Consider the following 26,763-nt stretch of genomic DNA (forward strand, 5'->3'; position numbering starts at 1 on the left):
GGTGTGCGGCCCCCAGTATCGCCCAGGGGCGAGCGGGGGCCGCGTCCCGTCTCACGCGCGTGGCCGGGGGCTCAGCGCCGCGAGTAGTTGGGCGCCTCGACGGTGAGCTGGATGTCGTGCGGGTGGCTCTCCTTCAGGCCCGCGGCGGTGATGCGGACGAACTGGCCGCGCTCCTTCATCTCCCCCACCGTGCGCCCGCCGACGTAGAACATGGACTGGCGCAGACCGCCGACGAGCTGGTGGACGACGGCGGACAGCGGGCCGCGGTAGGGCACCTGGCCCTCGACGCCCTCGGGGATCAGCTTGTCGTCGCCGCTGACCTCCTCCTGGAAGTAGCGGTCCTTGGAGAAGGAGCGCTGCTCGCCGCGCGTCTGCATGGCACCCAGCGAGCCCATGCCGCGGTAGGACTTGAACTGCTTGCCGTTGATGAACAGCAGCTCGCCGGGGGACTCCTCGCAGCCCGCGAGAAGGCTGCCGAGCATCACGGTGTCGGCGCCCGCGACGATCGCCTTGGCGATGTCGCCGCTGTACTGGAGGCCGCCGTCGCCGATGACCGGGACGCCGGCCTCGCGGGCGGCGAGCGCGGCCTCGTAGATCGCGGTGACCTGCGGGACGCCGATGCCGGCCACGACGCGGGTGGTGCAGATGGACCCCGGGCCGACGCCGACCTTGACGCCGTCCGCCCCGGCGTCCACCAGCGCCTGCGCACCCTCGCGGGTGGCGACGTTGCCGCCGACGACGTCCACGCCGGTGTGGTTGGACTTGATCTTGGCGATCATGTCGCCCACGAGCCGGGAGTGGCCGTGCGCGATGTCCACGACCACGAAGTCCACGCCCGCCTCGATCAGCGCCTGGGCCCGGTCGTAGGCGTCACCGGCCACGCCGACGGCGCCGCCGACGATCAGCCGGCCCTCGGCGTCCTTGGCGGCGTTGGGGTACTTCTCGGCCTTGACGAAGTCCTTGACGGTGATGAGGCCCTTGATGCGGCCCGCGTCGTCCACCAGCGGGAGCTTCTCGATCTTGTGGCGGCGCAGCAGCTCCATGGCGTCGGAGCGCTCGATGCCCACCCGGCCGGTGACCAGCGGCATCGGCGTCATGACGTCGCGGACCTGGCGCGTGCGGTCCAGCTCGAAGGCCATGTCGCGGTTGGTGACGATGCCCAGCAGCTTGCCCGCCGCGTCCGTCACCGGGACGCCGCTGATGCGGAACCGCCCGCACAGCTCGTCGGCTTCGCGCAGGGTGGCGTCGGGGCGGATGGTGATCGGGTCGGCCACCATGCCGGACTCCGAGCGCTTCACCCGGTCCACCTGGGCGGCCTGCTCCTCGATCGACAGGTTGCGGTGCAGCACGCCGACGCCGCCCTGGCGGGCCATGGCGATGGCCATGCGGGCCTCGGTCACCTTGTCCATCGCCGCCGACAGCAGCGGGACGTTCACCCGGACGTTGCGGGAGACCAGGGAGGAGGTGTCGATGTCCTGCGGCGCCATGTCCGCCTCACCGGGCAGCAACAGCACGTCGTCGTAGGTCAGCCCGAGCCGCGCGAACTTCTCCGGCACTCCGTCGACGTAGTCAGTCATGACACCTTCCCCATGGTCTTGCCGCGGCACGTGCACCCATGCTAACGGTCCAAACGGGCGAGCCGTGTCCGTAGGAACCTACGACGGAGCCCCGGGACCCCGCTCCGGGAGGGTGGGCCGGGAGCGGCGGCGCCCCGGCCCCTACTGCCCGGCCAGCGCGCGCAGCCGGGACAGCGCGCGGTGCTGGGCGACGCGCACCGCGCCGGGCGACATGCCCAGCACCTGGCCCGTCTCCTCGGCGGTCAGGCCCACCGCGACCCGGAGCAGGATCAGCTCGCGCTGGTGCTCCGGCAGGTTCGCCAGCAGCTTCTTCGCCCACTCGGTGTCGCTGCTCAGCAGCGCCCGCTCCTCGGGCCCGAGGCTGTCGTCGGGCTGCTCGGGCATCTCGTCGGAGGGCACGGCGGTGGAGCCGGGGTGCCGCATCGCGGCCCGCTGGAGGTCGGCGACCTTGTGCTGGGCGATGGCGACGACGAACGCCTCGAAGGGCTTGCCGGTGTCCCGGTAGCGCGGCAGGGCGCACAGCACCGCGAGGCAGACCTCCTGCGCCAGATCGTCGACGAAGTGGCGGGCGTCACCGGGCAGCCGGCTGAGCCGGGTGCGGCAGTACCGCAGCGCGAGCGGGTGGACGTGCGCCAGCAGGTCGTGCGTCGCCTGCTCGTCCCCCGCGACGGCCCGGCGCACGACGGCGCCGATGCCCGAGCCACGCTCCGGTGGCACGACGGTGGTGCCCGGGGTGGTGTCGTCGCGCATCGGTCCATGGTGCACCGGCGTCGCGGCGTTCGCCGCACCGCTGCCCTGGTTGTGCCCTGAAGCGTTATATCGGAGCGCGCCCGTGGCCATACCGCTAGCCCTCCCCCTCTCGGGTTACCTCACACACCGTCCCGGTCGGCGGCCGCCGACGGGTCCGGACGGCGTGCCGGGGCCGGAAGTCACCACTCCAAGCATGCGGCATCGCGGGATTTTGTGCGGAGCCCGGCCGACGGCGCCCCTCCCCGGGGGCGCGGCGCCCCCGGGGAGGGGCGGGTCCGCGCCCCCGCACGGCGGGCCGGCGCTCCCGCCGGGCGGGGGCGGCGGCGCACGTCACGGGGCGGCACCGGGACGGGACGCGCGGAGCGCGGGGCTCCGGCGGCGCCCCGTCCGGACTCAGCGGACGAGGCCCCAGCGGAACCCGAGGGCCACCGCATGCGCGCGGTCGGACGCGCCGAGCTTCTTGAACAGGCGCCGGGCGTGCGTCTTGACCGTGTCTTCGGAGAGGAACAGCTCACGGCCGATCTCCGCGTTGGACCGGCCGTGGCTCATGCCCTCCAGCACCTGGATCTCCCGCGCGGTGAGCGTGGGCGCGGCCCCCATCTCGGCGGAGCGCAGCCGGCGCGGGGCCAGCCGCCACGTCGGGTCGGCCAGGGCCTGCGTGACGGTGGCGCGCAGCTCGGCGCGGGAGGCGTCCTTGTGCAAGTACCCCCGGGCACCGGCGGCGACGGCCAGCGCCACGCCGTCCAGGTCCTCCGCGACGGTGAGCATGATGATGCGGGCGCCCGGATCGGCGGACAGCAGCCGCCGCACCGTCTCCACACCGCCCAGGCCGGGCATTCGCACGTCCATCAGGACGAGGTCGGAACGGTCGGCGCCCCAGCGGCGGAGGACTTCCTCGCCGTTGGCGGCCGTGGTCACCCGCTCGACGCCGGGCACCGTCGCGACCGCACGGCGCAGCGCCTCCCGGGCGAGCGGGGAGTCGTCGCAAACGAGGACGGAAGTCATGGCCGCCCTCCGCTGCTGATGCGCATCACCTTGAGCCTCCAGGCTGTAACGAAACTTCACCTGTGCGGTTGATCCCCGCCGGCCGAGCGGAGGGGCACCCCGTCGGGGGCACCTCCGCGCCGCCAGGACCGGAGTTCCGGTGTTCTGCCAACCGCCTCCGCACTCTCAACGACGGTCACCCAAAAGAGTTACGGGCTACGCCACCCGCCTTCAGCACTCTACGTGAGGGCGCGGACACCCAAAAGGATGCCCGTTGGCATATTCCGGGAGACGCCCCGTCGCGGCGACGCTTCCGAGACCACTGTGCCCTATTTGGGCGCTTTTGCTTCTTCTTTGTGGCGTCCGTGGCAAAATTCGCAAAGAGTCATATTTACAGCTATCCACACCAGAATCGACGGATGGTCAGCGGACCGCTCCCGCCCCGGCCCCGACGCGGGGCATCCCGGGCCCGGCCCGGGGTACCCGACGGCGGCCCCGCCGCAGCCCCAAGCGGCCTCGGCCCCCGCCGCCGACGGCCCCGCGTCCCGGGCGGAGGGCCGCGGTCCGCCAGGCGCCGTCCGGCAGCCGCAGCAACGCTCCGAGAGGACGAGCAATGGCAGATTTCTCCCGCCTTCCGGGCCCGAACGCCGACCTGTGGGACTGGCAGCTCCTGGCCGCCTGCCGCGGGGTCGACAGCTCCCTCTTCTTCCACCCGGAAGGCGAGCGAGGGGCGGCCCGCAGCGCGCGCGAGGCATCGGCGAAAGAGGTGTGCATGCGCTGTCCGGTCCGCGCGCAGTGCGCGGCCCACGCACTGTCGGTGCGCGAACCGTACGGCGTCTGGGGAGGACTGACCGAGGACGAACGCGAGGAGCTGATGGGCCGGGCCCGGCACCGGTTCGCCGCCGGCACGGGTACGGGCCCCGGCGCGGCGACGCGCTACGGCGCGGGGGTCATGCCGGGCGCGGGGGCGGACTCCGGCGCGGGGGCGGCGACGGGCGCGGGAGCCGCGTCCGGTGCAACGCCTGCGACGTAGCCGACCTGTGCAGATACGTTTCTGCACAGGCTCGGACGACCCCGCGCGCCCGCGCGCCGCACGGGCCCACGCCGTCTGCCCGCCCGCCCCGGCGCGCCGGGGCACGCCGGGGCGCCCGTCGGCCCCCCTCCACCGCCGCGCCGCACCGCTCGGGCCGGCGGCGTGCCCGGCGGCCGGGGTGGCGTGCCCGGCGACGGGCGGCGCCGTCCGCCCAGACGCGGGTCCACCCACCGGCCCGCTGGCGCCCGCCGGCACCCGCTCCGCCCACCGGCGCGCGGACCGGCGCCCCGTCCGCGGCCCCGTGCGGCCGGAGCCGCGCGTCAGACGGGCCGGCCGGCGGTGGCGGCGAGGTGGTGCAGGGCGGCGGAGACGGCGGGGACGCGGGAGAGGTCGGGCAGCGTGAGCGCGGCGACCTCCCGGCGCACCTCCGGGGTGAGCGGCACCGTCCGCGTGCCCTTCGGCCGCACCGAAGCCACCGCGAGCTCGGGCAGCACGGCGACGCCCAGCCCCGCTCCGACCAGTCCGACGACCGCCGGGTAGTCGTCGGTCGCGAAGTCGATGCGCGGCGTGAACCCCGCCGCCTCGCAGATGTCCTCCAGGTGGCGGCGGCAGCGGGGGCAGCCGGCGATCCAGGGCTCCTCGGCCAGTTCGGTGATGCTGACCGAACGGGCCGAAGCGAAGCGGTGGCCGTCGGGCACGAGTCCGACCAGGCGGTCGGTGAGCAGCGGACGGGCCGCCAGCTCGTCCCACTCGGACGGCTCCCCCGTGGCGGGGTAGCGGAAGGCGAGCGCCACGTCGCACTCCCCGGCGCGCAGCAGCTCCACCGAGCGGGGCGGTTCGGCCTCGGTCAGCGAGACGCGGGTGCCGGGGTGCTCGGCGCGCAGGGCGGCGACGGCGGCGGGGACGAGCGTGGAGCTGGCGCTGGGGAAGGAGACGAGGCGGACGCGGCCCGCGCGCAGCCCGGCGATGGCGGCCACCTCCTCCTCCGCCGCGGTCAGCGCGGCCACCACGGCGCCGCCGTGCCGGGCGAGCGCCTCGCCGGCCTCCGTCAGCCGCGTCGCGCGTCCGGTGCGGAAGAGCAGCGGGGTGCCGACGGCGTGTTCCAGGGAGCGCATCTGCTGGCTGACGGCCGGCTGGGTGCAGCCCAGCTCGCGGGCGGCGGCGGAGTAGGAGCCGGTCGCGGCGACCGCGCGCAGGACCCTCAGATGGCGGGCTTCGAGCATGCCGCCACCATAAGTGGTTCTTTGGGCGACCAGCCAATTATCCGGTCGATCATTTGACCCGAACTCCCGTACGCTGAGCGCCATGCGCGTACTCTCGGTGAACATCGGGTCCCTTCTTCCGTCCGCCGACACCGGCGCCCCCGGCGGGCTCACCGCCATCGCCAAGCGGCCGGCCGCCGGGCCGGTGCGGGTGAGCGCGCCGGGTCCCAAAGGCGTCGGCGGCAGCGGGCTGGCAGGGGACGCCATCGGCGACCAGCGGCACCACGGCGGCGACGAGCAGGCCGTGTACGCGTTCGCGCGGGAGGACCTGGACGGCTGGGAGCGCGAACTCGGGCGCGAGCTGGCGCCCGGGGCGTTCGGCGAGAACCTGACGACCACGGGGCTGCCGGTCAACGAGGCCCGGCTCGGGGAGCGCTGGCGCGTGGGCGACTCGCTGGTGCTCCAGGTGTCCTCGGTGCGCATCCCGTGCCGCACGTTCGCCGGACACCTGGGCGAGAAGGGCTGGGTGAAGCGGTTCACGCAGGCCGCGGCGCCCGGCCCCTACCTGCGGGTGGTCGAACCCGGCGAGGTGCGGGCGGGCGACGCGATCGAGGTCGTGCACCGCCCCGGCCACGACGTCACCGTGAGCCTGCTCTTCCGCGCGCTGACGACCGCCCCGGAGCTGCTGGAACGCGTCGCGGTGGCGGGCGAGGACCTGCCCGGGGACGTCCGCGAACGGGTGCGCAGGCACCTCGGCTGAGCCACACCGCGCGGGGCGCCGGGTCCACCGGCCGCTACGGTTCGCGGTATGACGACTGCACTCATCACCGGAGCGACGGCCGGGATCGGGGCCGCGTTCGCCCGGCGGCTGGCCCGGGACGGACACAACCTGGTGCTGGTGGCCAGGGACGCGCGGCGGCTGGCCGAGCAGGCCACCGAGCTGCACGACCGGCACGGCATCGAGGCCTCCACCCTGCGGGCCGACCTGGCCACCGAGGAGGGCATCGGCGCCGTCGCGGACCGGTTGGGCGACCGCACCCACCCGGTCGACCTGCTCGTCAACAACGCGGGGTTCGGGCTCAAGGGCCGGTACCTGGAGGTGCCGGAGGAGGACGAGCTGCGCATGCTGCGCGTGCACTGCGAGGCGGTGCTGCGCCTGACCTCGGCCGCGGCGACGGCCATGCGCGCGCGGGGCCGGGGCGGCGTCGTCAACGTGGCGTCGGTGGCGGCGTTCGTGCCGCGCGGCACCTACGGGGCGAGCAAGGCGTGGGTGGTGCAGTTCACCCAGGGCGCGGCGCAGGACCTGGCGGGGTCCGGCGTGCGCCTGCTGGCGCTGTGCCCGGGCTTCGTGCGCACCGAGTTCCACGAGCGGGCGGGCATGGCGGCGTCCGACGTGCCGGGGTGGATGTGGCTGGAGGCGGACCGGGTGGTGGACGCGGCGCTGAAGGACCTGGCCCGGGGCCGCACGCTCTCGGTGCCCGACCCCCGCTACAAGACCCTCCTGGGCGCGAGCAAGCTGGTGCCGCGCGGGCTGCTGGGCCGGGTCTCGTCCTCGGGCCGCAGGTACGGGCCGAAGTAGCCACCACCGCGGCGACGCCCCACCCGGCCCCGGAGCCCCACCGGGCCCCGGCACGGCGCCGTCCCGAACCGGGCGGACACGGAGCGGGGGCCGGACCGGGGTGTTCCGTGGCCGGGACGGACGAGGGCCCCCGGCCGGTGGGTGACCGGTCGGGGGCCCTCGCGCGCGAACCCCGGGCCGCCGGGCCGGGGCCCGGCGGCGGCGACGTCAGCGGACGTCAGTGAGCGTGGCCGTGACCGTGGCCGTGGCCGGCGCTCTCCTCCTCCTCGGCGGGCTTCTCGACGACCAGGGTCTCGGTCGTGAGCAGCAGCGAGGCGATGGAGGCGGCGTTCTCCAGGGCGGAGCGGGTGACCTTGACCGGGTCGATGACGCCGGCCTTCACCAGATCGCCGTACTCGCCGGTGGCGGCGTTGAAGCCCTGGCCCTTGTCCAGCTCGGCGACCTTGGAGGTGATGACGTAGCCCTCCAGGCCCGCGTTCTCGGCGATCCAGCGCAGCGGCTCGACGACCGCGCGGCGCACGACGGCGACACCGGTGGCCTCGTCGTCGGTCTTGCCGAGGCTGTCGGCCAGCACCTTCGCGGAGTGGACCAGCGCGGAACCGCCACCGGAGACGATGCCCTCCTCGACCGCGGCGCGGGTCGCGGAGATGGCGTCCTCCAGGCGGTGCTTCTTCTCCTTCAGCTCGACCTCGGTGGCCGCGCCGACGCGGATGACGCACACGCCGCCGGCCAGCTTGGCCAGGCGCTCCTGGAGCTTCTCGCGGTCCCAGTCCGAGTCGGTGGTGTCGATCTCGGCCTTGATCTGGGCGACGCGGGCCTGCACGTCCTCGGCCTTGCCGGCGCCGTCGACGATGGTGGTGTCGTCCTTGGTGACGGTGACGCGGCGGGCGGAGCCCAGCACCTCCAGGCCGACCTGGTCGAGCTTGAGGCCGACCTCCTCGGCGACGACGGTGCCGCCGGTGAGGGTGGCCATGTCGCCCAGCATCGCCTTGCGGCGGTCACCGAAGCCGGGCGCCTTGACGGCGACGGCGTTGAAGGTGCCGCGGATCTTGTTGACGACGAGCGTGGACAGGGCCTCGCCGTCGACGTCCTCGGCGATGATCAGCAGCGGGCGGGAGCCGCCGGACTGCATGATCTTCTCCAGGAGCGGCAGCAGGTCGGCGATGGCCGAGATCTTGCCCTGCGTGATGAGGATGTAGGGGTCGTCGAGGACGGCCTCCATGCGCTCCTGGTCGGTGACCATGTAGGGCGACAGGTAGCCCTTGTCGAAGGCCATGCCCTCGGTGAAGTCCAGCTCCAGGCCGAAGGTCTGGGACTCCTCGACGGTGATGACGCCGTCCTTGCCCACCTTGTCCATGGCCTCGGCGATCAGCTCGCCGACTTGCTTGTCCTGCGCGGACAGCGCGGCGACGGAGGCGATGTCGGCCTTGGAGTCGATCGGGCTGGCGGAGGCGATCAGGTCGTCGGAGACGGCCTTGACCGCGGCGTCGATGCCCTTCTTGAGCGCGGCCGGGGAGGCACCCGCGGCCACGTTGCGCAGACCCTCGCGGACGAGCGCCTGGGCCAGCACGGTGGCGGTGGTGGTGCCGTCACCCGCGATGTCGTTGGTCTTGGTCGCCACCTCCTTCACGAGCTGGGCACCGAGGTTCTCGTACGGGTCGTCGACCTCGACCTCGCGGGCGATCGTGACGCCGTCGTTGGTGATGGTCGGTGCGCCGAACTTCTTGTCGATGACGACGTTGCGGCCCTTGGGGCCGATCGTCACCTTGACGGTGTCGGCCAGCTTGTTGACGCCGCGCTCCAGGGCGCGACGGGCGTCCTCGTCGAACTTCAGGATCTTCGCCATGGCGAAAGGGTGTCCTCTCAGGGCTTCTTCACAAACGAGCCGCGCCCCGGCCCCGGCTGTCAGTGGACGGGGAGGCCAGGGCGCGGATCAACAACAGACGGGTGTCGTCGCCTTACTTCTCGATGATCGCGAGCACGTCGCGAGCGGAGAGGACGAGGTACTCCTCGTTGTTGTACTTCACCTCGGTCCCGCCGTACTTGCTGTAGAGCACGACGTCACCGACCTTGACGTCGAGCGGCAGGCGGTTGCCGTCCTCGAACCGGCCCGGGCCCACGGCGAGGACGGTGCCCTCCTGGGGCTTCTCCTTCGCGGTGTCCGGAATGACCAGGCCCGAAGCCGTGGTCTGCTCGGCGTCGAGCGGCTGGACCACGATGCGGTCCTCAAGCGGCTTGATGGCAACCTTGGAGCTGGCGGTCGTCACGATCCGACCTCCCCCTTCGGAGATCTCACGGGGTCTTATGTCTAGAGGTGGCGACCTGGTCGATCCGTCGTCGCGGGTGCCGGACCTTCCCGTCGCGCCTGGCACTCCCCGGCGGAGAGTGCCAACGGTGAGACTATGCCTCGGTTAGCACTCGGTCAAGCGGAGTGCCAGTCGCGCGCGGCGCGTCGCCCCGCGGCCCCGGTCCGGGACGGCACGGAGCGCCGTTACCGGGCTGCCGGGGCGCCGGTCGCGGACGGCGCGAGGACGCCCGGCACCGGGCGGGCCGGGGCGCCGGTTCCGCACGGCACGCGGCGCTGGCCCCGGGCCTCCGCGTCGCCGGTTCCGTAAGCGCCGCCGCTCCCCTGCCGCCCGGCCGCGGCACGCCCTTCCGGAGCCGGACGGGCGCCGCGCGCCTCCGGCCCACCGCGGCACGCCCGGAGCCGGTCGGGGCGCCCGCCCGAGGCACGGGCCACCCGGGGCGCGGCGCCCACGCGCCCCGGGGCGGGCCCCGGAGGCGGCGCCGTGCCGGGGCCTCGCGGGTCGGGGCGGCGGCTCAGACGTAGTCCTCCAGGCGCGCGAAGGCGAAGCCCTGGCGGGTGACCTCGTCGACCGCGCGCCGCACCATGTCGGTCATCGTGCCGCCGCCGGGCCACTCCTCCGGGCCGCGGAAGTGGGTGAGGACGATGTCCCCGGGGTGGAGCACGCGGTCGGTGCGGGCGTAGTCGAAGCGCCGGGTCCAGGCCTCCTCCATCCACAGCGGCACCGCCTCGATGCCGCAGGTGGCGGCCGCGCGCAGGGTGTCGCGGTCGTACGCGCCGTAGGGCGGGCGGAACAGGCGGGGCGTCACGCCGATCTCGGCCGCCAGCACCTCCTGCATGTCGCAGATTTCGCGGCGCTGGCGCTCGTAGGAGAGGGTCGGCAGCTCCTTGTGGTGGAGCGTGTGGTTGTGGACGGCGGCGCCGTCGCGGTGCATGCGGCGGAAGTAGCCGTAGTCGTCCTTCGCCACGTAGTCGGAGAGGAAGGCGCTGTAGGGGATGCCGAGCTCGCGGAGCATCGTCAGCAGCTCGGGGTCCTTCTCCCAGCCGTCGTCGATGGTGAAGAAGACGACCTTGTCCTCGGTGGGGACACGGGTGATCACCGGGGGCAGTCCGTCGCCCCGCAGGTGCCCGGGGCTGCTGACCAGGTCGGGTTTGCGCGCGGGCGGCGGGGGCGGGCGCAGCGGGACGGCGGCCAGGTCCCAGCGTTCGGCGGCGGCCACGCGGCGGGCCTCGGCCTGCGCCAGCCGGTCGGCGTACGCGGCGACCGAGGCGGCGACGTACTCGGCCTCCGCGCGCTGGGCCGCGCCGAGCGGCAGGCCGGCTCCGGCGGCGGCCAGGGGCTCGTCCAGGCGGGGCCCCGGACCGGCCCCGGTCGGCCCGGCGGTGGCGGCGCAGGAGACGGCGAGGGCGGTGACCAGGGAGGCGCCGCCCGCCCGGCGGAGGTGGCGGTGGGAGCGCTGGGGACGGTCGGAACGGTCGGGGCGGCCGGAACGGTCGGGACGGTCGGGAGGCTGCGGGCGGTCGGAACGGAGGGCGCCACCCCTCACGCCGATTTGTGTGATTTGTCTGATGATCGACATAGCGCCGGATGGTGCCAGCGCATCCCCCGGCCCCGGTGACGGCGTTCCGGGCCGACGGGGAAAATGGGCCGGGTGGCCGCTTCAGAATCACCCGACACGCCGACCGCCCCTGCGGGGGAGACCGCCGCCTTCCAGGCCCTGCTGACCGAGGAGGGGGCGCGGCTGCTCGCCGAGCTGCGCGACCACGACCCGGCCGACGAGCTCGCCCTGGCCACCCGGCTGCGGCGCGACCACTCCCCCGCGCTGGTCTCCGCCGCGCTGGGCCAGGCCCGGCTGCGCCAGCGCGCGGCGGCCAAGTTCGGCGCGTCGGACGCGGCCCGCATGTACTTCACCCCCGACGGCGTCGAGCAGGCGACGCGCTCGGCCGTGGCCGCGTACCGGGCCCGGCGGCTGGCGGAGCTGGGCGTGCGGCGGGTGGCCGACCTGTGCTGCGGCATCGGCGGGGACGCGATCGAACTGGCCCGCGCCGGGATCGAGGTGCTCGCGGTGGACCGCTCGCCGCTGACCTGCGCCGTGCTGCGGGCCAACGCGGACGCGCTCGGGCTCGCCGACCGCGTGCGGGTGCGCTGCGCCGACGTCACCGAGGTGGACGTCGGCGGCTTCGACGCCGTCTTCGCGGACCCCGCCCGGCGCGGCGGGCGCGGGCGGGTGTTCGACCCGGAGGCGTACTCCCCGCCGCTGTCCTGGGCGCTCCGGGCGGCGCGCCGGGTGCCGCACGCGGCGCTCAAGCTGGCGCCGGGCGTGCCGCACGAGGCGCTGCCCGCCGACGCCGAGGCGGAGTGGATCTCGGTGGGCGGCGAGGTGAAGGAGGCCGTGCTGTGGTTCGGCTCCGGCGCGGGCGGAGCCGTCCGCGCGACGCTGCTGCCCGGCGGGCACTCGCTGGTGTCCGAGCCGCTGCCCGCGCCGCCGGTGGGCCCGGTCGGGCGGTACCTGTACGAGCCGGACGGCGCGGTGATCCGCGCCCACCTCGTCGCCCAGGTGGCGCAGCGGCTGGACGGGCGGCTGGTGGACGCGACGATCGCCTACGTCACCGCCGACGCGCTGCGGCCGACGCCGTACGCGCGGGCCTACGAGGTGACCGACGTGCTGCCCTTCCACCTCAAGCGGCTGCGGGCGCTGCTGCGCGAGCGCGGCGTGGGCACGCTGACGGTCAAGAAGCGCGGCTCGGCCGTCGACCCCGAGGACCTGCGCCGCCGCATGCGCCTGGCCGGGCCCGCCGTCGCGACGGTCTTCCTCACCCGCGTCCAGGGCGCCCCCACCATGCTCCTGGCCGCCCCGGTGGCCGCCTGACCCGGCCGCGCCGGGCGGCGGGAGCGGGCCGGACAGCGGGCCCCGTGTGGCGGGGACGGGCGCGGGGGCGGAAGGTGGATGCGGTACCCGCAAGCGCGACGGATGTGAGGTGGGAGCGTGCCGGAGGACACGGGAGCCGTGCACGGCGCACCGTGCTGGGTGAGCCTCATGACGCACGACCTGGCCGCCGCCCAGGAGTTCTACACCAAGGCGCTGGGCTGGACGTTCCGCCCCGGGTTCCGCCGCGAGGAGCAGGGGTACCACCTGGCGCTGACCGAGGGCACACCGGTCGCCGGCATGGGGATGACGGCCCGCACGCAGGGGTTCGCCCCCGCGTGGACGGCGTACTTCCGCGTGGCCGACGCCAACGCGATGGCCGGCCGCATCCGGGAGCACGGCGGCACGGTGGCGGTGGGTCCGATGGCGTTCGGCACCGGCCGCGTCGCCTGGGCCGCCGACCGGCAGGACGCCCGGTTCGGCGTGTGGGAGGGCGAGCCGGTGCCCGGCTGGCGGATGCGGCGCCGGCACGGCGCCCCTGCCCGGCTGCAACTGCACACCGGCGACGCCTTCGGCGCCGCGATGTTCTACGGCGCCGTCTTCTCCTGGGACCAGCACGCGCCCGACCGCGTGAGCGTGCGCTTCGAGGCGGACCACGTCGTGCTGTGGGTGGACGGCCACCACGCGGCCGACCTGTGGGGCGGCGCGGTGGACAGCGCCCCCGACCCGACGATCCGGCCGCAGTGGCGCGTGTACTTCTGCGTGGACGACGTGGACGCGGTCGCCGAGCGGGTGGCGAGCGCGGGCGGCGGCGTCGTGCGCGAGCCGCACGCCTCGCACTTCGGCCGCGTCGCCGGGCTGCGGGACCCGGAGGGCGCCCTGTTCCACATCACCTCCGAGGGCGGCTGAGGGCACCCGCGCCTCAGGACTCCACCTGCCGGAAGCGCCAGCGGTGGACGGGGCGGTGCAGCAGCTCGGCGGGCGGGTCGGGCAGCTCGACGGGCGCGGCGGCGTCGTCCCAGTGGGTGACGACCAGGACGCGGTCGGCGGCGGCGGTGTAGGTGTCGCGGCGGGCGGGGGCCGGGGCGAGCGGCTGGGCGCGCACCCAGGCCAGCAGCTCGGGCCCGCGCCCGTCGGCGGCGCGGGCCTCCCACATCAGGGCGGTCGTCATGCGTCGTAGAGGTTCTTCCGGCTCAGTTCGTGCACGTGGTCATGGTCATGGCCGTGCCCCCGGTGCCCCCGGTGCCCCTGGTTCCCGTGCCCGGGGCGCCCGGCGCCGGACGGCGGGCCGTGGTGCCCGGCGGCGGAGGCGGCCGGGACGTGGGGCTCGGTGACGGGCAGCGAGGAGTCGGCCGGCAGGTCCCAGCCGGAGGCGGGACGGCCGCGGGCGACCATCTCCGCGCCCAGCGCCGCGACCATCGCCCCGTTGTCGGTGCACAGCTTCGGCCGCGGCACGCGCAGCGTGAGCCCGGCGTCCGCGCAGCGCTCCTCGGCCATGGCGCGCAGCCGCGAGTTGGCCGCGACGCCCCCGCCGATCATCAGGTGCCCGACCCCCTCGTCCTTGCAGGCCCGGATCGCCTTGCGGGTCAGCACGTCGGTGACGGCCTCCTGGAAGGAGGCGGCCACGTCCGCCACCGGCACCTCCTCGCCCGCCCGGCGCCGCGCCTCGATCCAGCGGGCGACGGCGGTCTTCAGGCCGGAGAAGGAGAAGTCGTAGGGCGCGTCGCGCGGGCCGGTCAGGCCGCGCGGGAAGGCGATCGCCGCCGGGTCGCCCTCGCGGGCGTACCGGTCGATGACCGGACCGCCGGGGAAGCCCAGGCCCAGCACCCGGGCCACCTTGTCGAACGCCTCGCCGGCCGCGTCGTCGATCGTGGCGCCCAGCGGCCGCACGTCGGTGGTGATGTCGGGGGCGAGCAGCAGGGAGGAGTGCCCGCCGCTGACGAGCAGGGCCATCGTCGGCTCGGGCAGCGCGCCGTGTTCGAGCTGGTCGACGCAGATGTGCGAGGCCAGGTGGTTGACCCCGTACAGCGGCTTGCCGAGCGCGTACGCGTACGCCTTGGCCGCCGAGACGCCGACGAGCAGCGCGCCGGCGAGGCCGGGGCCGGCGGTGACCGCGACGCCGTCGAGGTCGGCGGCGGTGACCCCGGCCTCCTCCAGCGCCCGCCGGATGGTGGGGACCATGGCCTCCAGGTGGGCGCGGCTGGCGATCTCGGGGACCACGCCGCCGTAGCGGGCGTGGTCGTCGACGCTGGAGGCGACGGCGTCGGCCAGCAGGGTGTGGCCGCGCACGACGCCGACGCCGGTCTCGTCGCACGAGGTCTCGATGCCCAGCACGAGCGGCTCGTGGGTCCGCGAGGAGATCAGGGTTGCCATCGGTGGTCAGTTCCTAGCTCGGTCGGAGGGGTGGTGCACGGGGGCGCCGGTGTGCTCGCGGCGCATGACCAGCGCGTCGACGTTGCCGGGCTGGTAGTAGCCGCGGCGCAGGCCCACGGGGGCGAAGCCGAACCGCTCGTACAGGCGCTGGGCACGCGGGTTGTCCACCCGCACCTCCAGCAGCACCTGGTGGCACTCGAAGGCGGTGGCGGCGGTGAGCAGGTCGGTCAGCAGGCGGGAGCCGAGGCCGGTGCCCTGGTGCTCGGGGGCGGCGGCGATGGTCTGCACGTCCGCGGTGCCGTCCGCGGCGGCGGCCAGGCCCGCGTAGCCCGCGACGGCGCCGCCCGCCTCGGCCACGGTGTAGTGCCGGGTGGCGGCGGGGCCGCGCGCGTGGGCCAGCTCGGACCAGAACATCCCGGCCGACCAGGCGTCCTCGGGGAACAGCCGGTGTTCCAGCGCGAGCACGGGCTCGATGTCCCACCAGCGCATCCGCCGCAGCGTGACGCCGCCGGGCGCGCCCGGCGGCACGGACCCCCCGGGCGCGCTCACCGCTCGCCGACCGCCTGCCGCGGGGTGACGGCCTTGTACCCGGCGGGGACCTTGGCGTCCGGCCGCCGCAGGTACAGGGGCCGCGGCGGGAGCAGCTCCTGCCCGGCGGCCAGCCGCTCGGCCGCCAGCGCCGCCAGCGCGCCCGCGGCGACGTGCTGCGGACCGTCAACGCGGAGCCCGGTGAACGTCCGCGGGTACAGGGCCGCCCCGGCGCCGACGGCCGGGACGCCGGCGACCCGCTCGGCGAGGTCGGCCGGGCGGTCCACCGCGGGCTCGCCCTCGCGCGTGCGGCCGTCGGCGGCGTAACGGGCCCAGTAGACCTCCTTGCGCCGGGCGTCCGTGGCGACGACGAACGGCGCGCCGGCCGGCCCCGCGCGCCCGGCCGCGTAGGCGATGCCGTCGAGCGTGCACAGCCCGTGCACCGGGACGCCGAGCGCGGCCGCGAAGCCCGCCGCCGTCACCAGGCCGACGCGCAGGCCGGTGTAGGGGCCGGGGCCGACGCCGACGACGACGGCTGTGACGTCGGCCAGCGCGCACCCCGCCTCGGCCAGCGTCGCGTCGACGGACGGCAGCAGCAGCTCCCCGTGGCGGCGGGCGTCGACCTGGTCGCGGGAGGCCAGCACCCGCTCCCCGTCGTACAGGGCGACGGTGACGGCGGGCGTGGCGGTGTCAAGAGCGAGCAACAGCACGGAGCTAGCCTACGGCGCGCGCGGGCGGGCACCGTCCCGCGTGCGCGGGCGGGCCCGGGCCGCCCTGCTACCGTCGGTGTGAAGATCGGCCGGCAGCATCGAGGGGTGAACCCGGTGGCACGCAGCAGTGCGGGGACGTTCGTGGCCGGGCTGACCGCCGCGGCGCTGGCCGTCGTCGGTTTCCTCGCCTACCAGGCCGCCGCCGCCCACGAGCGCGCGGGCGAGGCGGCGAAGAAGCCCGCCGCCTCCGCCTCCCAGCGGCCCGAGGCCGACACGGTGACGGCGGACCCCGAGGCGCTGCCCGAGGAGTCCGGCTCCGGGCGGCGCGTGGTGTACGCGCTGGAGGCCGACCGCGTGTGGCTGGTGGCCGAAGACGGCTCGGTGGAGCGCACCTACCCGGTGGAGCCGGGCACGCTCGACCCGGTGCCGGGCCACTACACGGTGACCTCCCGGGACGGCGCGGTGACCGGCACGGACGGGGTCCCGGTGGAGCACGTGGTGCGGTTCGCCACGTTCGCGGGCACCGGGATCGGGTTCAGCGCGCCGCGCGAGGCCGACGCCGAGCCCGTGGCCTCACCCCCGCCGGGCCGGCAGACGGGCGGCATCCGCGAGCGCCGGGAGGACGGGCGCGCGATGTGGGTGTTCGCGACGATCGGCACGCCGGTCGTCGTCGTCCCCTAGCCGCCCGGCACGGCGTCTCCCGGCCGCCCGGCACGGCGTCTCCCGGCCGCCCGGCACGGCGTCCGCGCGCTCCGGGCGGGGCTGTGCCGCGGCGCGGCCTACGCGGCGTCCGCCTCCTCGCGCGGCTCGCACTCCGGGTGCCGGCCGGCGGGCTCCTCGGGCTCCGGTGGGCGGGAGACGGCTTCGGCGGCGGCGCAGGACGCCAGCAGCTCGCGGAACGCGGGTACCTCCTGCATGGGACCCTCCTCAGCCAACTTAGGTGTACCTAACCCCCATGGGACCACGGGCCCGGCGCCCCACGCAAGGATTTCCCGACACCTCGTCGGCACCCGTGCCCGCCGACCGGCGGCGCCGGGCGCGGGCCCGCGCGAACGGGGCCGGAAGCGGGACGTGCGGCCGGCGGGGTCCCCACCCGGCCGCACGTCGCGCACCCACGGTTCGCCGCCACACCCCGCGCACGCCGCCGGCGCACGGCGCTCCCCGCCGCCCACGGCGTCGGCACGCGCCCGCCCGCCGCCCGGCGGGCACCGCCGCGACGGCGAACCCGCCCTCGCCCGGGGGCCGCACGCGCCCGGCGCCACATCACCCGCACAGGTGACGCGCCCCCGCACGGCCGAGCGCCGCCCGCGCACACCGACCGCCGCCCGCGCGCGCCCACGCGCGCCCCACGCAGCGCGCGCACCACACCACCCGCGCGGGTGACGCGCCCCCGCGCGCACCGCCCCGCCCGCGCCGCCGGGGCGCGGGTCAGGGAGCGACGGCCGACAGGTCGGCGTCGCGCCACCGGTCGCCGTAGGCCGTCAGTGTGACCACCCGGGCGTCCTCGGCACCGGGGTCCGCCACGGCACCGCCCAGCCCGCGGGCGATCACCACGTGCAGCCGGTCCTCGGTGAGTTCCTCCACGCGGCCCTCGCCCCATTCCACGGCGACGACGGACTCCGGCAGGGAGACGTCGAGGTCCAGGTCCTCCATCTCCTCCAGGCCGCCGTCCAGCCGGTAGGCGTCGACGTGCACCAGCGGCGGCCCCTCCGCCAGCGGCGGGTGCACGCGCGCGATGACGAACGTCGGCGAGGTGACGGCGCCGCGCACGCCCAGGCCGGCGCCCAGCCCGCGGGCCAGCGTCGTCTTGCCCGCGCCCAGCTCGCCGGTGAGCAGCACCAGGTCGCCGGCGCGCAGCAGGCCGGCGAGGCGGCGGCCCAGTTCGCGCATCTCCTCGGGCGTGCTGACCGTGATCCGGGTGGGGGTGGTGGCCGTCTGCATGGCCCCGATGTTAGGCGCGCGCGGCCCCTGCCCGGGACAGCAGGCGGTCCACCAGGGCGGTCAGCTCCCCGGGTCGCTCCAGCATCAGCAGGTGGCCGGTCTCGGGCAGCACGTGCAGCTCGGCCCCGGGCAGTTCGGCCGCGATCGCCTCGCTGTGCCGGTGCGGGGTGAGCTGGTCGCGCGCCCCGGTGACGACGAGGTTCGCGCAGGAGCCGAACGCCGCCAGGGCCGCCGTCTGCTCGTGCGCGGTGAACGCGGGGTAGAACTCGGCGACGACGTCGATGGGCGTGCCCTCGATCAGCCGCTCGGCGAACCGGGCGACGGCCGGGTCCACCGCGCGGGGCGCGCCGAAGGAGTAGTGCCGCACCAGCCCGGCCAGCAGGTCGGCCCCCGCCGCGCGGCCGCGCTCCACCAGGGCGCTGTGGGCGCTCAGCACGCCGAGCACGCCGGGCAGCACGCGGCGCACGGCCCGCACCCCGGCGGCGGGCAGCCCGTAGGTGACGTCGGTCAGGCGGCCCGGGGAGGTGCTGACGAAGGCGGCGCCGACCACGTGTTCGCGCACCCAGTCGGGGTATTGCGCCGCGAGCGCCATCATCGTCATTCCGCCCATCGAGTGACCGACGAGCACCACGGGGTGCCCGGCGGGCACGGCGGCCTCCAGCACGGCCTTCAGGTCCCGCCCGAGCCGCTCGATCCCGGCGGGCGCCGGCGCCTGCGCCCCGGGCGGGCGGCTGCGCTCGGAGCGGCCGTGGCCGCGCTGGTCCCAGTAGACGGCGCGGACGGTGCCGCGCTCGCGCAGCGCGGCACGCTGGAAGTGCCAGGAGTCCTGGGTGAGACAGTAGCCGTGGCTGAAGACGACGGTCGGACCCGAGCCGCCCGCCGCCCCGGGCGCGTCGACCTCGTAGGCCAGCCGCGTCCCGTCCTCGGCGACGGCGGTGCCCGGCGTCCCGCGCAGGGTGCCGAAGGGCCCGGCGGCGTCCAGCGAGAGGCGGGCCCGGCGGCGCACGGCGCGGTGGACCGTCAGCCGTTCGACGGCCACCCCCGCGGCGACGGCGCCCAGCGCGGCGCCCGCGATGCCCGCGCGGCGCGCCCAGCCCCCCGGCCAGCCCCCCGGCCCGGTGCTCACGCCGGGCGGTCCCGGTACACGCGCGGCACCCGGGCGCTGATGCGGGTGACGACCTCGTACCCGATGGTGCCGACGGCGCGGGCCCAGTCCTCGGCCGTCGGCTCGCCGCGGTCGCCGGGGCCGAACAGCACGGCCTCGTCGCCCGCCTCGGCGGTGTCGCCGCCGAGGTCGACCACGAACTGGTCCATCGCGACGCGTCCGGCGACCGTGCGCCACTTCCCGGCCACCAGCACCGGGCCGGTGCCCGACGCGTGGCGCGGCACGCCGTCCGCGTAACCGGCCGGTACCAGGGCGAGCGTCGTCGCGCCCGGGGTGGTGTAGGTGTGCCCGTAGGAGACGCCGTGGCCGCCGGGCACCCGCTTGACGTTGGCCAGGTCCGCGCTGAGCGTCATCACCGGGCGCAGCCCGAAGTCGTGCGGTGCCCCGAGCTCCGGGGCGGGCGACAGGCCGTAGCAGGAGACGCCGGGGCGCACCAGGTCGAAGTGGGACTCCGGGAGGGTGAGGGTGGCCGGCGAGTTGGCCATGTGCCGCACCTCGGGGCGCAGCCCGGCCCGCTCGGCGACGGCCAGCGCCTCGTGGAACGCGCGCAGTTGCCGGGCGATCGAGGGGTGGCCCGGCTCGTCGGCGCAGGCGAAGTGGGACCACAGGCCGGTGACGCGGACGGTGCCCTCGGCCTCGGCGGCGCGGGCCGCGTCCACCAGGGCGGCCCAGTCGGCGGGCTGGCAGCCGTTGCGCCCCAGGCCGGTGTCGGCCTTCAGGTGCACGCGTGCGGTGCGGCCGGTGGCCCGGGCGGCGGCGGTGATCTCCGCCAGGGCCCACGGGGCGCCGGCGGAGACGTCGATCCCGGCCGCGATCGCCCGCTCCCACGGCCCGCCGGGCGTCCACAGCCAGGCCAGGACGGGCCCGGTGTCGCCGTCGGCCCGCAGCGCGAGCGCCTCCTCGGGCGTGGCGGTGCCCAGCCACGCGGCGCCGGCCTCGCGGGCCGCGCGGGCGCAGGGCAGCAGCCCGTGTCCGTAGGCGTCCGCCTTGACGACCGCCATGAGCCCGGCGCCGCCGGCCGCGCGCTCGCGCAGGGCGCGCACGTTGGCGCGCAGCGCGGCCAGGTCGATCTCGGCGCGGACGCGCGGGGGGCGGGCGTGGGCTGGGCTGTTCACCGCACCAGTGTCTCAGGCGTCCCCGCGGGCGCCCGTGCACACCTCGCGCCAGGCCGCGGGCAGGGCGGCGGCGACGTCGGAGGCGGCGGGCGGCGCGGTGGCCCGGCGTCCGGCCAGTCCGTGCAGGTAGGCACCCGCGCTCGCCGCGTCGCGGGCGGGCAGGCCGGCGGCGAGCAGTGCGCCGATCAGGCCGGAGAGCACGTCCCCGCTGCCCGCCGTGGCCAGCAGGCCGGTGCCGGTGGGGTTCACGCGCACGGGTCCGGTCGGCTCGGCGACCAGCGTGTCGGAGCCCTTGAGCAGCACCGTGGCCCGGTAGCGCTCGGCCAACGTGCGGACGGCGTCCAGCCGCCGGGCCTCGACCGCCTCCCGGGGGACGCCCAGCAGCGCCGCCGCCTCCCCGGCGTGCGGGGTGAGCACGGTGGCGGCGCGCCGGGCGCGGACCTGCCCGGCGTCGGCCAGGCGCAGCCCGTCGGCGTCCACCAGCACCGGCACGTCGGCGTCCAGCGCCTCGCGCACCGCCCGCCGCGCCGCCTCGCCGCCGCTGAGGCCCGAGCCCACCGCCCACGCCTGGACCCGGCCCGCCTCCTCGGGCGAGCCGTGCGAGACCAGGGCCTCCGGATGGCGCGCGATCACCTCACCGGCGGCCGACCCGGCGTACCGGACGGCGCCCGCGCCACCGCACAGCGCGCCGGAGACGGCGAGCACGGCGGCACCGGGGTAGCGCGCCGAGCCCGCGGCGACGCCGACGACCCCGCGCCGGTACTTGTCGGTGGCCGGGCCGGGCCGGGGCAGCAGCGCGGCCACGTCGGCGTGCTGGAGCGCCTCGGCGTCGGGCGGGTGCGGCAGGTGCGGGCCGAGCCCGATGTCCACCAGGTGCGCCGCCCCGGCGTGGCCGCGGGCGGGCTCGATCAGCAGGCCGGGCTTCCACGCCCCGAAGGTGACGGTCGCCGTGGCGCGCACCGCCGTGCCGTGGACCTCGCCGGTGTCGGCGTCGACGCCACTGGGCAGGTCCACGGCGAGGATCGGCGCGGTGACGCCGTCCAGCAGCCGCGCGGCGTTCTCCCGCAGGCCGCCGCGGCCGCCGATGCCGGTGACGCCGTCCAGCACCAGGTCGGCGCGGGCCGCGTCGCGCGCGGTGCCGGTGCGGCCGCCGGCGGCGCGCAGGGCGGCGAGCCCGCCGGCGTGCACCCGCTCGGGGGCGGGCGCCACCGCGGTGACGCCCGCCCCGCGCCGCGCCAGCCGGGCCCCGGCGTACAGGGCGTCGCCGCCGTTGTCCCCGCTGCCGACGAGCAGCGCGATCCGGGCGCCGTACACCCGGCGGCCCAGCATCCCGGCGGCCGCCACCGCCAGCCCGGCCGCGGCCCGCGCCATCAGCGCGCCCTCCGGCACCCGGCCCATCAGGGCCCGCTCGGCGCCGCGCACCGTCTCCACTCGATAGGCGTAACGCATGGCCCCAGCGTAGGCGCGCCCTGCCCGCCGCGACCGTCCGCGCGGACGGGAAGCCGCGCGGACGGGGCGACCGCGCCGCCGGGTCGGCCGGCTGCCGGGCCCGGGGCGTCAGTCCTCCGCGACGACCACCGCGGAGGCCACGCCCGCGTCGTGGCTCAGCGAGACGTGCCAGCGGCGGACGCCCAGCGCGGCGGCGCGGGCGGCGACGGTCCCGCGCACGACGAGGGAGGGCCTGCCGCTGTCGGCGGTGACCACCTCGGCGTCCGTCCAGCGCAGGCCGCCCGGCGCGCCCAGCGCCTTGGCCAGCGCCTCCTTCGCGGCGAACCGGGCCGCCAGCGAGGCCACCCCGCGCCGCTCCCCGTCGGGCAGGAACTCCTCGGCGGGGAGGAACAGCCGCGCGGCCAGCGCGGGCGTGCGCTCCAGCGACCGGGCGAAGCGGTCGATCTCGGCGACGTCGATGCCCACCCCCACGATCACGCCGGGCTCACTCCACCGTCACGGACTTGGCGAGGTTGCGCGGCTGGTCGACCTCGTTGCCCCGGGCCGTGGCCAGCTCGCAGGCGAAGACCTGGAGCGGCACGGTGGCCACCAGCGGCTGGAGCAGCGTCGGCGTCGCGGGGATGCGGACGAGGTGGTCGGCGTAGGGGACGACGGCCTCGTCGCCCTCCTCGGCGATGACGATGGTGCGGGCGCCGCGCGCGCGGATCTCCTGGATGTTGGAGACGATCTTGTCGTGCAGCACCGAGCGGCCGCGCGGCGAGGGCACCACCACGACCACGGGCAGGTCGTCTTCGATCAGGGCGATCGGCCCGTGCTTGAGCTCGCCGGCGGCGAAGCCCTCGGCGTGCATGTAGGCCAGCTCCTTGAGCTTGAGCGCCCCCTCCAGCGCGACGGGGAAGCCGACGTGGCGGCCCAGGAAGAGCACGGTGTCCTTGCCGGCGAGCGAGCGCGCGAGTTCGCGCACCGGCTCCATGGTGCCCAGTACCTTGCCGACCTCGGTGCCCATGTGCGCCAGCTCGGCCACCACGGAGTCGATCTCGTCGCCCCACTTGGTGCCGCGCACCTGCCCGAGATAGAGCGCGACGAGGTAGCAGGCGACGAGCTGGGTGAGGAACGCCTTCGTCGAGGCGACGGCGACCTCCGGCCCGGCGTGCGTGTAGAGGACGGCGTCGGACTCGCGCGGGATGGTCGAGCCGTTGGTGTTGCAGATGGCGAGAACCTTCGCGCCCTGCTCCCGGGCGTGCCGCAGCGCCATCAGCGTGTCCATGGTCTCGCCCGACTGGGAGATGGCGATGACCAGCGTGCGCTGGTCCAGGATCGGGTCGCGGTAGCGGAACTCGCTGGCCAGCTCCGTCTCGCAGGGGATGCGCGTCCAGTGCTCGATGGCGTACTTGGCGATCATCCCCGCGTGGTAGGCGGTGCCGCAGGCGACGACGACGACCTTGGTCACCTCGCGCAGCACGGACGCCGGGATGCGCACCTCGTCCAGGTGCAGGGTGCCCTGGGCGTCGATGCGGCCCAGCAGGGTGTCGGCGACCGCCTTGGGCTGCTCGGCGATCTCCTTGAGCATGAAGTAGTCGTAGCCGCCCTTCTCGGCGGCCGAGGCGTCCCAGTCGACGTGGTAGCGGCGCACCTCGGCGGGGGCGCCGTCGAAGTCGGTGACGGTGACGCCCTCCCGGGTCAGCGCCACGACCTGGTCCTGGCCCAGCTCGACGGCCTCGCGGGTGTGCTCGATGAACGCGGCGACGTCCGAGGCGAGGAACGCCTCCTCGTCCCCGAGGCCGACGACCAGCGGCGAGTTGCGCCGGGCGCCGACCACCGTGTCCGGCTCGTCGGCGTGCACCGCGACGAGGGTGAAGGCGCCCTCCAGGCGGCGGCACACCTGCCGCATGGACTCGGCCAGGTCACCGCAGGAGGAGAAGGACTCCGCGAGCAGGTGGGAGACGACCTCGGTGTCGGTCTCGGACTCCAGCACGTGGCCGCGTCCGGTCAGCTCGGCGCGCAGCTCGGCGAAGTTCTCGATGATGCCGTTGTGGACGACGCTGACCCGGCCCGCGTTGTCCAGGTGCGGGTGGGCGTTGGTGTCGGTGGGCGCCCCGTGGGTGGCCCAGCGGGTGTGCCCGATGCCGGTGGTCCCGCTGGGCAGCGGGCGCTCGTCCAGCAGCTTGGCGAGGTTGGCGAGCTTGCCCGCCCGCTTGGCCGAGGCGAGCCCGCCGTCGGCCAGGACCGCCACCCCCGCGGAGTCGTAGCCGCGGTACTCCAGCCGCTTCAGACCTGCGATGACCACATCGAGGGCGGACTGCCCTCCCACGTATCCGACGATGCCGCACATGGGCGGCAGCCTACGCGGTGCGCGGCCGGCGTCAGCGTGCGCGGCGCCCGGGGAGCCGGGGGAGTCGCGGCAGGCGGGCCGCGCGGCGCGGCCCGGGGCGGCCTTCGGCGCAGCCGTCGTCGGCCGCCTGGAGGAGCGTGAGGTACTCGTACTCCTCGCAGCGGGGTTTGCTACCCGGGACGTACAGGTCCAGCGCCTCCTGGGCGTCGCCTGCCAGGTCGTCGTCGGGCAGCTCGTCTATGAGCCCGTCGAAGCCGTTCATGGCCGCATCCGATCGTCTCGGCGGTCCGCCGACCCTAGCCCCCGCCGGACCGGTGCGTACAGGGGTTCGACGCCCCCGGATGAGCGGGCCCGCGGCGCGGGCGGACAATGGGCGCGTGCCTTCGCCCTCCCCGTCCCCCGCCACGGCCGCGCAGCCCCCCACCGGGCGCCGCCGCACCGACGTCACCCCGTACGTGGACCTCAGCCGCGCCGAGTGGAGCGCGCTGCGGGAGCGCACGCCGCTGCCGCTGACGGCCGACGAGGTCGAGGAGCTGCGCGGCCTGGGCGACGTCGTCGACCTGGACGAGGTGCGCGACATCTACCTGCCGCTCTCGCGCCTGCTGAACCTCTACGTCGGGGCCACGCACGGGCTGCGCGGCGCGGTGAACACCTTCCTGGGCGAAGAGGCGCAGCCGGGCACGCCGTTCGTCATCGGCGTGGCGGGCAGCGTGGCGGTGGGCAAGTCCACCACCGCGCGGCTGCTCCAGGCGCTGCTGGGCCGCTGGCCGGAGCACCCGCGGGTGGAGCTGGTGACCACGGACGGGTTCCTGTGGCCCAACGCCGAGCTGCACCGGCGCGGGCTGATGGCGCGGAAAGGTTTCCCCGAGTCCTACGACCGGCGCGCGCTCACCCGGTTCGTCGCCGACGTCAAGGCGGGGCGCGCGGAGGTCTCCGCGCCGGTGTACTCCCACCTGATCTACGACATCGTGCCCGGCGAGCGGCTCACGGTGCGCCGTCCGGACGTCCTCATCGTCGAGGGGCTGAACGTGCTCCAGCCCGCGCTGCCGGGCACCGACGGCCGCACCCGCGTCGCCGTCGCCGACTACTTCGACTTCTCCGTCTACGTCGACGCCCGCACCGAGGACATCCAGGGCTGGTACCTGGACCGGTTCCGCAAGCTGCGGCAGACGGCGTTCCAGAACCCCTTCTCCTACTTCCGCAAGTACACCCAGGTCAGCGAGGACGAGGCGCTGGAGTACGCGCGGGGCACCTGGCGGGAGATCAACGGGCCGAACCTGGTGGAGAACATCGTCCCCACCCGGGGCCGGGCCAGCCTGGTGCTGCGCAAGGGCCCCGACCACAAGGTGCAGCGCCTGTCCCTGCGCAAGCTGTAGCCCCGCCCCCGGCCGCGCCACAGCGCCAACGGGAGCGGGGCCCGGGGCGTCAGCCCAGCGCGGTCTTCACCGCGTCGGCCAGGCGCTCGGCGACGGAGCGGGCCTGCTCCACGTCGGCGGCCTCCACCATGACCCGCACCAGCGGCTCGGTGCCCGAGGGACGCAGCAGCACGCGCCCGGTCTCCCCCAGCTCGCGCTCGGCGTCCGCGACGGCGGCGGCCAGCTCGGCGGAGGTGGCCACCCGCGCCTTGTCCACGTCCCGCACGTTCACCAGCACCTGGGGCAGCCGCCGCATGACGGCGGCGAGCCGCGCGAGCGGCGTGCGGGTGGCCGCGACCCGGGCGGCCAGCAGCAGGCCGGTCAGCGTGCCGTCGCCGGTGGTGGCGTGGTCCAGCGCGATGACGTGCCCGGACTGCTCGCCACCGAGCGAGTACCCGCCGCGCTTGAGCTCCTCCAGCACGTAGCGGTCGCCGACGGCCGTCTGCAGCAGGGTGATGCCCTCGCGCTCCATGGCCTGCTTGAAGCCGAGGTTGGACATCACCGTGGCCACCACGGTGTCGCCGCGCAGGGTGCCGCTCTCCTTGAGCGCCAGGGCGAGGACAGCGAGGATCTGGTCGCCGTCGACCTCGTTGCCCTCGGCGTCCACGGCCAGGCACCGGTCGGCGTCGCCGTCGTGCGCGACGCCCAGGTCCGCGCCGTGCTCGACGACCGCGGCGCGCAGCCCGTCCAGGTGCGTGGAGCCGCAGGCGTCGTTGATGTTCAGCCCGTCGGGCTCGGCGCCGATGGTGACGACCTCGGCGCCCGCGCGGGCGAACGCCTCCGGGGAGACCCGGGCGGCGGCGCCGTGCGCCCCGTCGACGACGACCTTCAGCCCGTCCAGCCGGTTGGGCAGCACGCCGATGAGGTGGGCGACGTAGGCGTCGAACCCGGCGTCGTGCACGCGCACCCGGCCGACCCCGGCGCCGGTGGGCCGCTGCCAGGGCTCCCCCGCGGCGTGCTCGCGGTGGAGGTCCTCGATGCGGTCTTCCAGCTCGTCGGGGAGCTTGTGCCCGCCCCGGGCGAAGAACTTGATGCCGTTGTCGGGCATGGGGTTGTGGCTCGCGGAGAGCATGACGCCCAGGTCCGCGCCGAGCGAGCCGGTGAGGTAGGCCACGGCGGGCGTGGGCAGGACGCCCACCCGCAGCACGTCCACCCCGGCGCTGGCGAGCCCGGCCACCACGGCCGACTCCAGGAACTCGCCGGACGCGCGGGGGTCGCGCCCCACCACGGCCACCGGGCGGTGGCCCTCGAACGACCCCGCCTCGCCGAGCACGTGGGCCGCCGCCACGGACAGCCCCATGGCGAGCTCGGCTGTCAGGTCCGCGTTGGCGACGCCGCGCACGCCGTCCGTTCCGAAGAGTCGTCCCACCGTGGTTTCCTCCGAGTGTTCGTGCCGGCCGCCGGGCGGGCGGCCTGGTGCGGGGCGATCCGGCCGGGC

27 protein-coding genes are annotated in these 26,763 nt (G+C 76.1%); 7 read left to right on the top strand and 20 right to left on the bottom strand.

The features are described from left to right. Positions 1–71: 71 nt before the first annotated feature. From guaB to OSB71_RS19385, 3 genes are all read right to left on the bottom strand, one after another. Positions 72–1,577 (bottom strand): IMP dehydrogenase, encoded by a 1,506-nt coding sequence (gene guaB, locus OSB71_RS19375; RefSeq protein ID WP_265949712.1) that lies wholly within the window; start codon positions 1,575–1,577, stop codon positions 72–74. Between the two features lie 141 nt (positions 1,578–1,718). Beyond that, a complete protein-coding gene (locus tag OSB71_RS19380) occupies positions 1,719–2,327 on the bottom strand; it encodes a sigma-70 family RNA polymerase sigma factor (RefSeq protein ID WP_323055317.1) in 609 nt (202 codons plus the stop codon). 393 nt (positions 2,328–2,720) lie between these two features. After that, positions 2,721–3,332: a response regulator transcription factor gene (locus OSB71_RS19385; RefSeq protein WP_028426699.1), complete on the bottom strand. Its 612-nt coding sequence runs from the start codon at positions 3,330–3,332 to the stop codon at positions 2,721–2,723. A gap of 592 nt (positions 3,333–3,924) precedes the next feature. On the opposite strand from OSB71_RS19385, the gene OSB71_RS24540 reads away from it, so the two are divergent. Beyond that, the gene (locus OSB71_RS24540; RefSeq protein ID WP_323055318.1) at positions 3,925–4,344 is read left to right on the top strand and encodes a WhiB family transcriptional regulator; all 420 of its coding nucleotides are present in this window, start codon (positions 3,925–3,927) and stop codon (positions 4,342–4,344) included. A 320-nt stretch (positions 4,345–4,664) separates the two neighbouring features. Here the strand turns inward: OSB71_RS24540 and OSB71_RS19395 are convergent, their stop codons facing one another. Next, positions 4,665–5,567, bottom strand: coding sequence for a LysR family transcriptional regulator (locus tag OSB71_RS19395; RefSeq protein ID WP_265949873.1), 903 nt, complete (start codon positions 5,565–5,567; stop codon positions 4,665–4,667). A gap of 82 nt (positions 5,568–5,649) precedes the next feature. Between OSB71_RS19395 and OSB71_RS19400 the strand changes: the two genes are divergently transcribed. Both OSB71_RS19400 and OSB71_RS19405 read left to right on the top strand, forming a co-directional pair. Beyond that, positions 5,650–6,306, top strand: coding sequence for an MOSC domain-containing protein (locus tag OSB71_RS19400; RefSeq protein ID WP_265949716.1), 657 nt, complete (start codon positions 5,650–5,652; stop codon positions 6,304–6,306). Positions 6,307–6,354: 48 nt separating this feature from the next. Beyond that, complete coding sequence (locus tag OSB71_RS19405; protein ID WP_265949717.1) at positions 6,355–7,125, top strand: SDR family NAD(P)-dependent oxidoreductase; 771 nt, start codon at positions 6,355–6,357, stop codon at positions 7,123–7,125. Positions 7,126–7,342: 217 nt separating this feature from the next. Here the strand turns inward: OSB71_RS19405 and groL are convergent, their stop codons facing one another. The 3 genes from groL to OSB71_RS19420 all read right to left on the bottom strand — a co-directional run bounded on the left by groL (position 7,343) and on the right by OSB71_RS19420 (position 10,977). After that, the gene (groL, locus tag OSB71_RS19410; RefSeq protein WP_265949719.1) at positions 7,343–8,971 is read right to left on the bottom strand and encodes a chaperonin GroEL; all 1,629 of its coding nucleotides are present in this window, start codon (positions 8,969–8,971) and stop codon (positions 7,343–7,345) included. Between the two features lie 112 nt (positions 8,972–9,083). Beyond that, on the bottom strand, positions 9,084–9,392 hold the full coding sequence (gene groES / locus OSB71_RS19415; RefSeq protein ID WP_191209702.1) for a co-chaperone GroES: 309 nt from the start codon (positions 9,390–9,392) through the stop codon (positions 9,084–9,086). A gap of 553 nt (positions 9,393–9,945) precedes the next feature. Next, the gene (locus tag OSB71_RS19420; RefSeq protein ID WP_265949721.1) at positions 9,946–10,977 is read right to left on the bottom strand and encodes a polysaccharide deacetylase family protein; all 1,032 of its coding nucleotides are present in this window, start codon (positions 10,975–10,977) and stop codon (positions 9,946–9,948) included. A gap of 96 nt (positions 10,978–11,073) precedes the next feature. Between OSB71_RS19420 and OSB71_RS19425 the strand changes: the two genes are divergently transcribed. Next, positions 11,074–12,300 (top strand): class I SAM-dependent methyltransferase, encoded by a 1,227-nt coding sequence (locus tag OSB71_RS19425; protein WP_265949722.1) that lies wholly within the window; start codon positions 11,074–11,076, stop codon positions 12,298–12,300. 117 nt (positions 12,301–12,417) lie between these two features. Further along, positions 12,418–13,206, top strand: a complete 789-nt coding sequence (locus tag OSB71_RS19430; protein ID WP_265949724.1) for a VOC family protein — start codon at positions 12,418–12,420, stop codon at positions 13,204–13,206. 13 nt (positions 13,207–13,219) lie between these two features. Here the strand turns inward: OSB71_RS19430 and OSB71_RS19435 are convergent, their stop codons facing one another. The 4 genes from OSB71_RS19435 to tsaB are packed head-to-tail and all read right to left on the bottom strand — an operon-like array spanning position 13,220 to position 15,908. Then, entirely contained in the window at positions 13,220–13,468 is a 249-nt protein-coding gene (locus OSB71_RS19435; protein ID WP_265949726.1) for a hypothetical protein, read from the bottom strand. Continuing rightward, positions 13,465–14,670 (bottom strand): tRNA (adenosine(37)-N6)-threonylcarbamoyltransferase complex transferase subunit TsaD, encoded by a 1,206-nt coding sequence (gene tsaD, locus OSB71_RS19440; protein WP_265949728.1) that lies wholly within the window; start codon positions 14,668–14,670, stop codon positions 13,465–13,467. The genes OSB71_RS19435 and tsaD overlap by 4 nt, the downstream gene beginning before the upstream one ends. Positions 14,671–14,676: 6 nt before the next feature. Beyond that, positions 14,677–15,159 (bottom strand): ribosomal protein S18-alanine N-acetyltransferase, encoded by a 483-nt coding sequence (gene rimI, locus OSB71_RS19445; protein WP_265949729.1) that lies wholly within the window; start codon positions 15,157–15,159, stop codon positions 14,677–14,679. A 56-nt stretch (positions 15,160–15,215) separates the two neighbouring features. Beyond that, entirely contained in the window at positions 15,216–15,908 is a 693-nt protein-coding gene (gene tsaB / locus OSB71_RS19450) for a tRNA (adenosine(37)-N6)-threonylcarbamoyltransferase complex dimerization subunit type 1 TsaB (protein WP_265949731.1), read from the bottom strand. 114 nt (positions 15,909–16,022) lie between these two features. Between tsaB and OSB71_RS19455 the strand changes: the two genes are divergently transcribed. Beyond that, positions 16,023–16,589, top strand: coding sequence for a hypothetical protein (locus tag OSB71_RS19455; protein ID WP_265949733.1), 567 nt, complete (start codon positions 16,023–16,025; stop codon positions 16,587–16,589). A gap of 98 nt (positions 16,590–16,687) precedes the next feature. On the opposite strand, the gene OSB71_RS19460 is transcribed toward OSB71_RS19455, so the two are convergent. From OSB71_RS19460 to OSB71_RS19495, 8 genes are all read right to left on the bottom strand, one after another. After that, positions 16,688–16,825, bottom strand: a complete 138-nt coding sequence (locus OSB71_RS19460) for a hypothetical protein (protein WP_265949734.1) — start codon at positions 16,823–16,825, stop codon at positions 16,688–16,690. Positions 16,826–17,336: 511 nt separating this feature from the next. Then, positions 17,337–17,849 carry a tRNA (adenosine(37)-N6)-threonylcarbamoyltransferase complex ATPase subunit type 1 TsaE gene (tsaE, locus tag OSB71_RS19465; RefSeq protein ID WP_265949736.1) on the bottom strand — a complete coding sequence of 171 codons (513 nt, stop codon included), beginning with the start codon at positions 17,847–17,849 and terminating at the stop codon, positions 17,337–17,339. Positions 17,850–17,859: 10 nt separating this feature from the next. Beyond that, positions 17,860–18,975, bottom strand: coding sequence for an alpha/beta fold hydrolase (locus tag OSB71_RS19470; protein ID WP_265949738.1), 1,116 nt, complete (start codon positions 18,973–18,975; stop codon positions 17,860–17,862). After that, positions 18,972–20,129, bottom strand: a complete 1,158-nt coding sequence (gene alr, locus OSB71_RS19475; RefSeq protein ID WP_265949740.1) for an alanine racemase — start codon at positions 20,127–20,129, stop codon at positions 18,972–18,974. The genes OSB71_RS19470 and alr overlap by 4 nt, the downstream gene beginning before the upstream one ends. Before the next feature lie 12 nt (positions 20,130–20,141). After that, on the bottom strand, positions 20,142–21,578 hold the full coding sequence (locus OSB71_RS19480; protein WP_265949742.1) for an NAD(P)H-hydrate dehydratase: 1,437 nt from the start codon (positions 21,576–21,578) through the stop codon (positions 20,142–20,144). A 108-nt stretch (positions 21,579–21,686) separates the two neighbouring features. Next, positions 21,687–22,055 carry a holo-ACP synthase gene (locus OSB71_RS19485; protein ID WP_265949743.1) on the bottom strand — a complete coding sequence of 123 codons (369 nt, stop codon included), beginning with the start codon at positions 22,053–22,055 and terminating at the stop codon, positions 21,687–21,689. 7 nt (positions 22,056–22,062) lie between these two features. Then, positions 22,063–23,910 carry a glutamine--fructose-6-phosphate transaminase (isomerizing) gene (glmS, locus tag OSB71_RS19490; protein ID WP_265949745.1) on the bottom strand — a complete coding sequence of 616 codons (1,848 nt, stop codon included), beginning with the start codon at positions 23,908–23,910 and terminating at the stop codon, positions 22,063–22,065. Positions 23,911–23,941: 31 nt separating this feature from the next. Next, a complete protein-coding gene (locus OSB71_RS19495; RefSeq protein ID WP_265949747.1) occupies positions 23,942–24,172 on the bottom strand; it encodes a hypothetical protein in 231 nt (76 codons plus the stop codon). A gap of 115 nt (positions 24,173–24,287) precedes the next feature. On the opposite strand from OSB71_RS19495, the gene coaA reads away from it, so the two are divergent. Further along, positions 24,288–25,286 carry a type I pantothenate kinase gene (gene coaA, locus OSB71_RS19500; protein WP_265949748.1) on the top strand — a complete coding sequence of 333 codons (999 nt, stop codon included), beginning with the start codon at positions 24,288–24,290 and terminating at the stop codon, positions 25,284–25,286. A 49-nt stretch (positions 25,287–25,335) separates the two neighbouring features. Here the strand turns inward: coaA and glmM are convergent, their stop codons facing one another. Then, positions 25,336–26,694: a phosphoglucosamine mutase gene (gene glmM / locus OSB71_RS19505; protein ID WP_265949750.1), complete on the bottom strand. Its 1,359-nt coding sequence runs from the start codon at positions 26,692–26,694 to the stop codon at positions 25,336–25,338. Positions 26,695–26,763: the final 69 nt, after the last annotated feature.

This window comes from Streptomyces marinisediminis, from assembly GCF_026262575.1.
Taxonomy (GTDB): Bacteria; Actinomycetota; Actinomycetes; order Streptomycetales; family Streptomycetaceae; genus Streptomyces; species Streptomyces marinisediminis.

Bases quoted from the DNA above. Each gene is read 5' to 3' on its own strand.
- guaB (WP_265949712.1), bottom strand. From the start codon at position 1,577: ATGACTGACTACGTCGACGGAGTGCCGGAGAAGTTCGCGCGGCTCGGG.
- OSB71_RS19380 (WP_323055317.1), bottom strand. From the start codon at position 2,327: ATGCGCGACGACACCACCCCGGGCACCACCGTCGTGCCACCGGAGCGT.
- OSB71_RS19385 (WP_028426699.1), bottom strand. From the start codon at position 3,332: ATGACTTCCGTCCTCGTTTGCGACGACTCCCCGCTCGCCCGGGAGGCG.
- OSB71_RS24540 (WP_323055318.1), top strand. From the start codon at position 3,925: ATGGCAGATTTCTCCCGCCTTCCGGGCCCGAACGCCGACCTGTGGGAC.
- OSB71_RS19395 (WP_265949873.1), bottom strand. From the start codon at position 5,567: ATGCTCGAAGCCCGCCATCTGAGGGTCCTGCGCGCGGTCGCCGCGACC.
- OSB71_RS19400 (WP_265949716.1), top strand. From the start codon at position 5,650: ATGCGCGTACTCTCGGTGAACATCGGGTCCCTTCTTCCGTCCGCCGAC.
- OSB71_RS19405 (WP_265949717.1), top strand. From the start codon at position 6,355: ATGACGACTGCACTCATCACCGGAGCGACGGCCGGGATCGGGGCCGCG.
- groL (WP_265949719.1), bottom strand. From the start codon at position 8,971: ATGGCGAAGATCCTGAAGTTCGACGAGGACGCCCGTCGCGCCCTGGAG.
- OSB71_RS19425 (WP_265949722.1), top strand. From the start codon at position 11,074: ATGGGCCGGGTGGCCGCTTCAGAATCACCCGACACGCCGACCGCCCCT.
- OSB71_RS19435 (WP_265949726.1), bottom strand. From the start codon at position 13,468: ATGACGACCGCCCTGATGTGGGAGGCCCGCGCCGCCGACGGGCGCGGG.
- tsaD (WP_265949728.1), bottom strand. From the start codon at position 14,670: ATGGCAACCCTGATCTCCTCGCGGACCCACGAGCCGCTCGTGCTGGGC.
- rimI (WP_265949729.1), bottom strand. From the start codon at position 15,159: ATGCGCTGGTGGGACATCGAGCCCGTGCTCGCGCTGGAACACCGGCTG.
- OSB71_RS19460 (WP_265949734.1), bottom strand. From the start codon at position 16,825: ATGCAGGAGGTACCCGCGTTCCGCGAGCTGCTGGCGTCCTGCGCCGCC.
- tsaE (WP_265949736.1), bottom strand. From the start codon at position 17,849: ATGCAGACGGCCACCACCCCCACCCGGATCACGGTCAGCACGCCCGAG.
- OSB71_RS19480 (WP_265949742.1), bottom strand. From the start codon at position 21,578: ATGCGTTACGCCTATCGAGTGGAGACGGTGCGCGGCGCCGAGCGGGCC.
- glmS (WP_265949745.1), bottom strand. From the start codon at position 23,910: ATGTGCGGCATCGTCGGATACGTGGGAGGGCAGTCCGCCCTCGATGTG.
- OSB71_RS19495 (WP_265949747.1), bottom strand. From the start codon at position 24,172: ATGAACGGCTTCGACGGGCTCATAGACGAGCTGCCCGACGACGACCTG.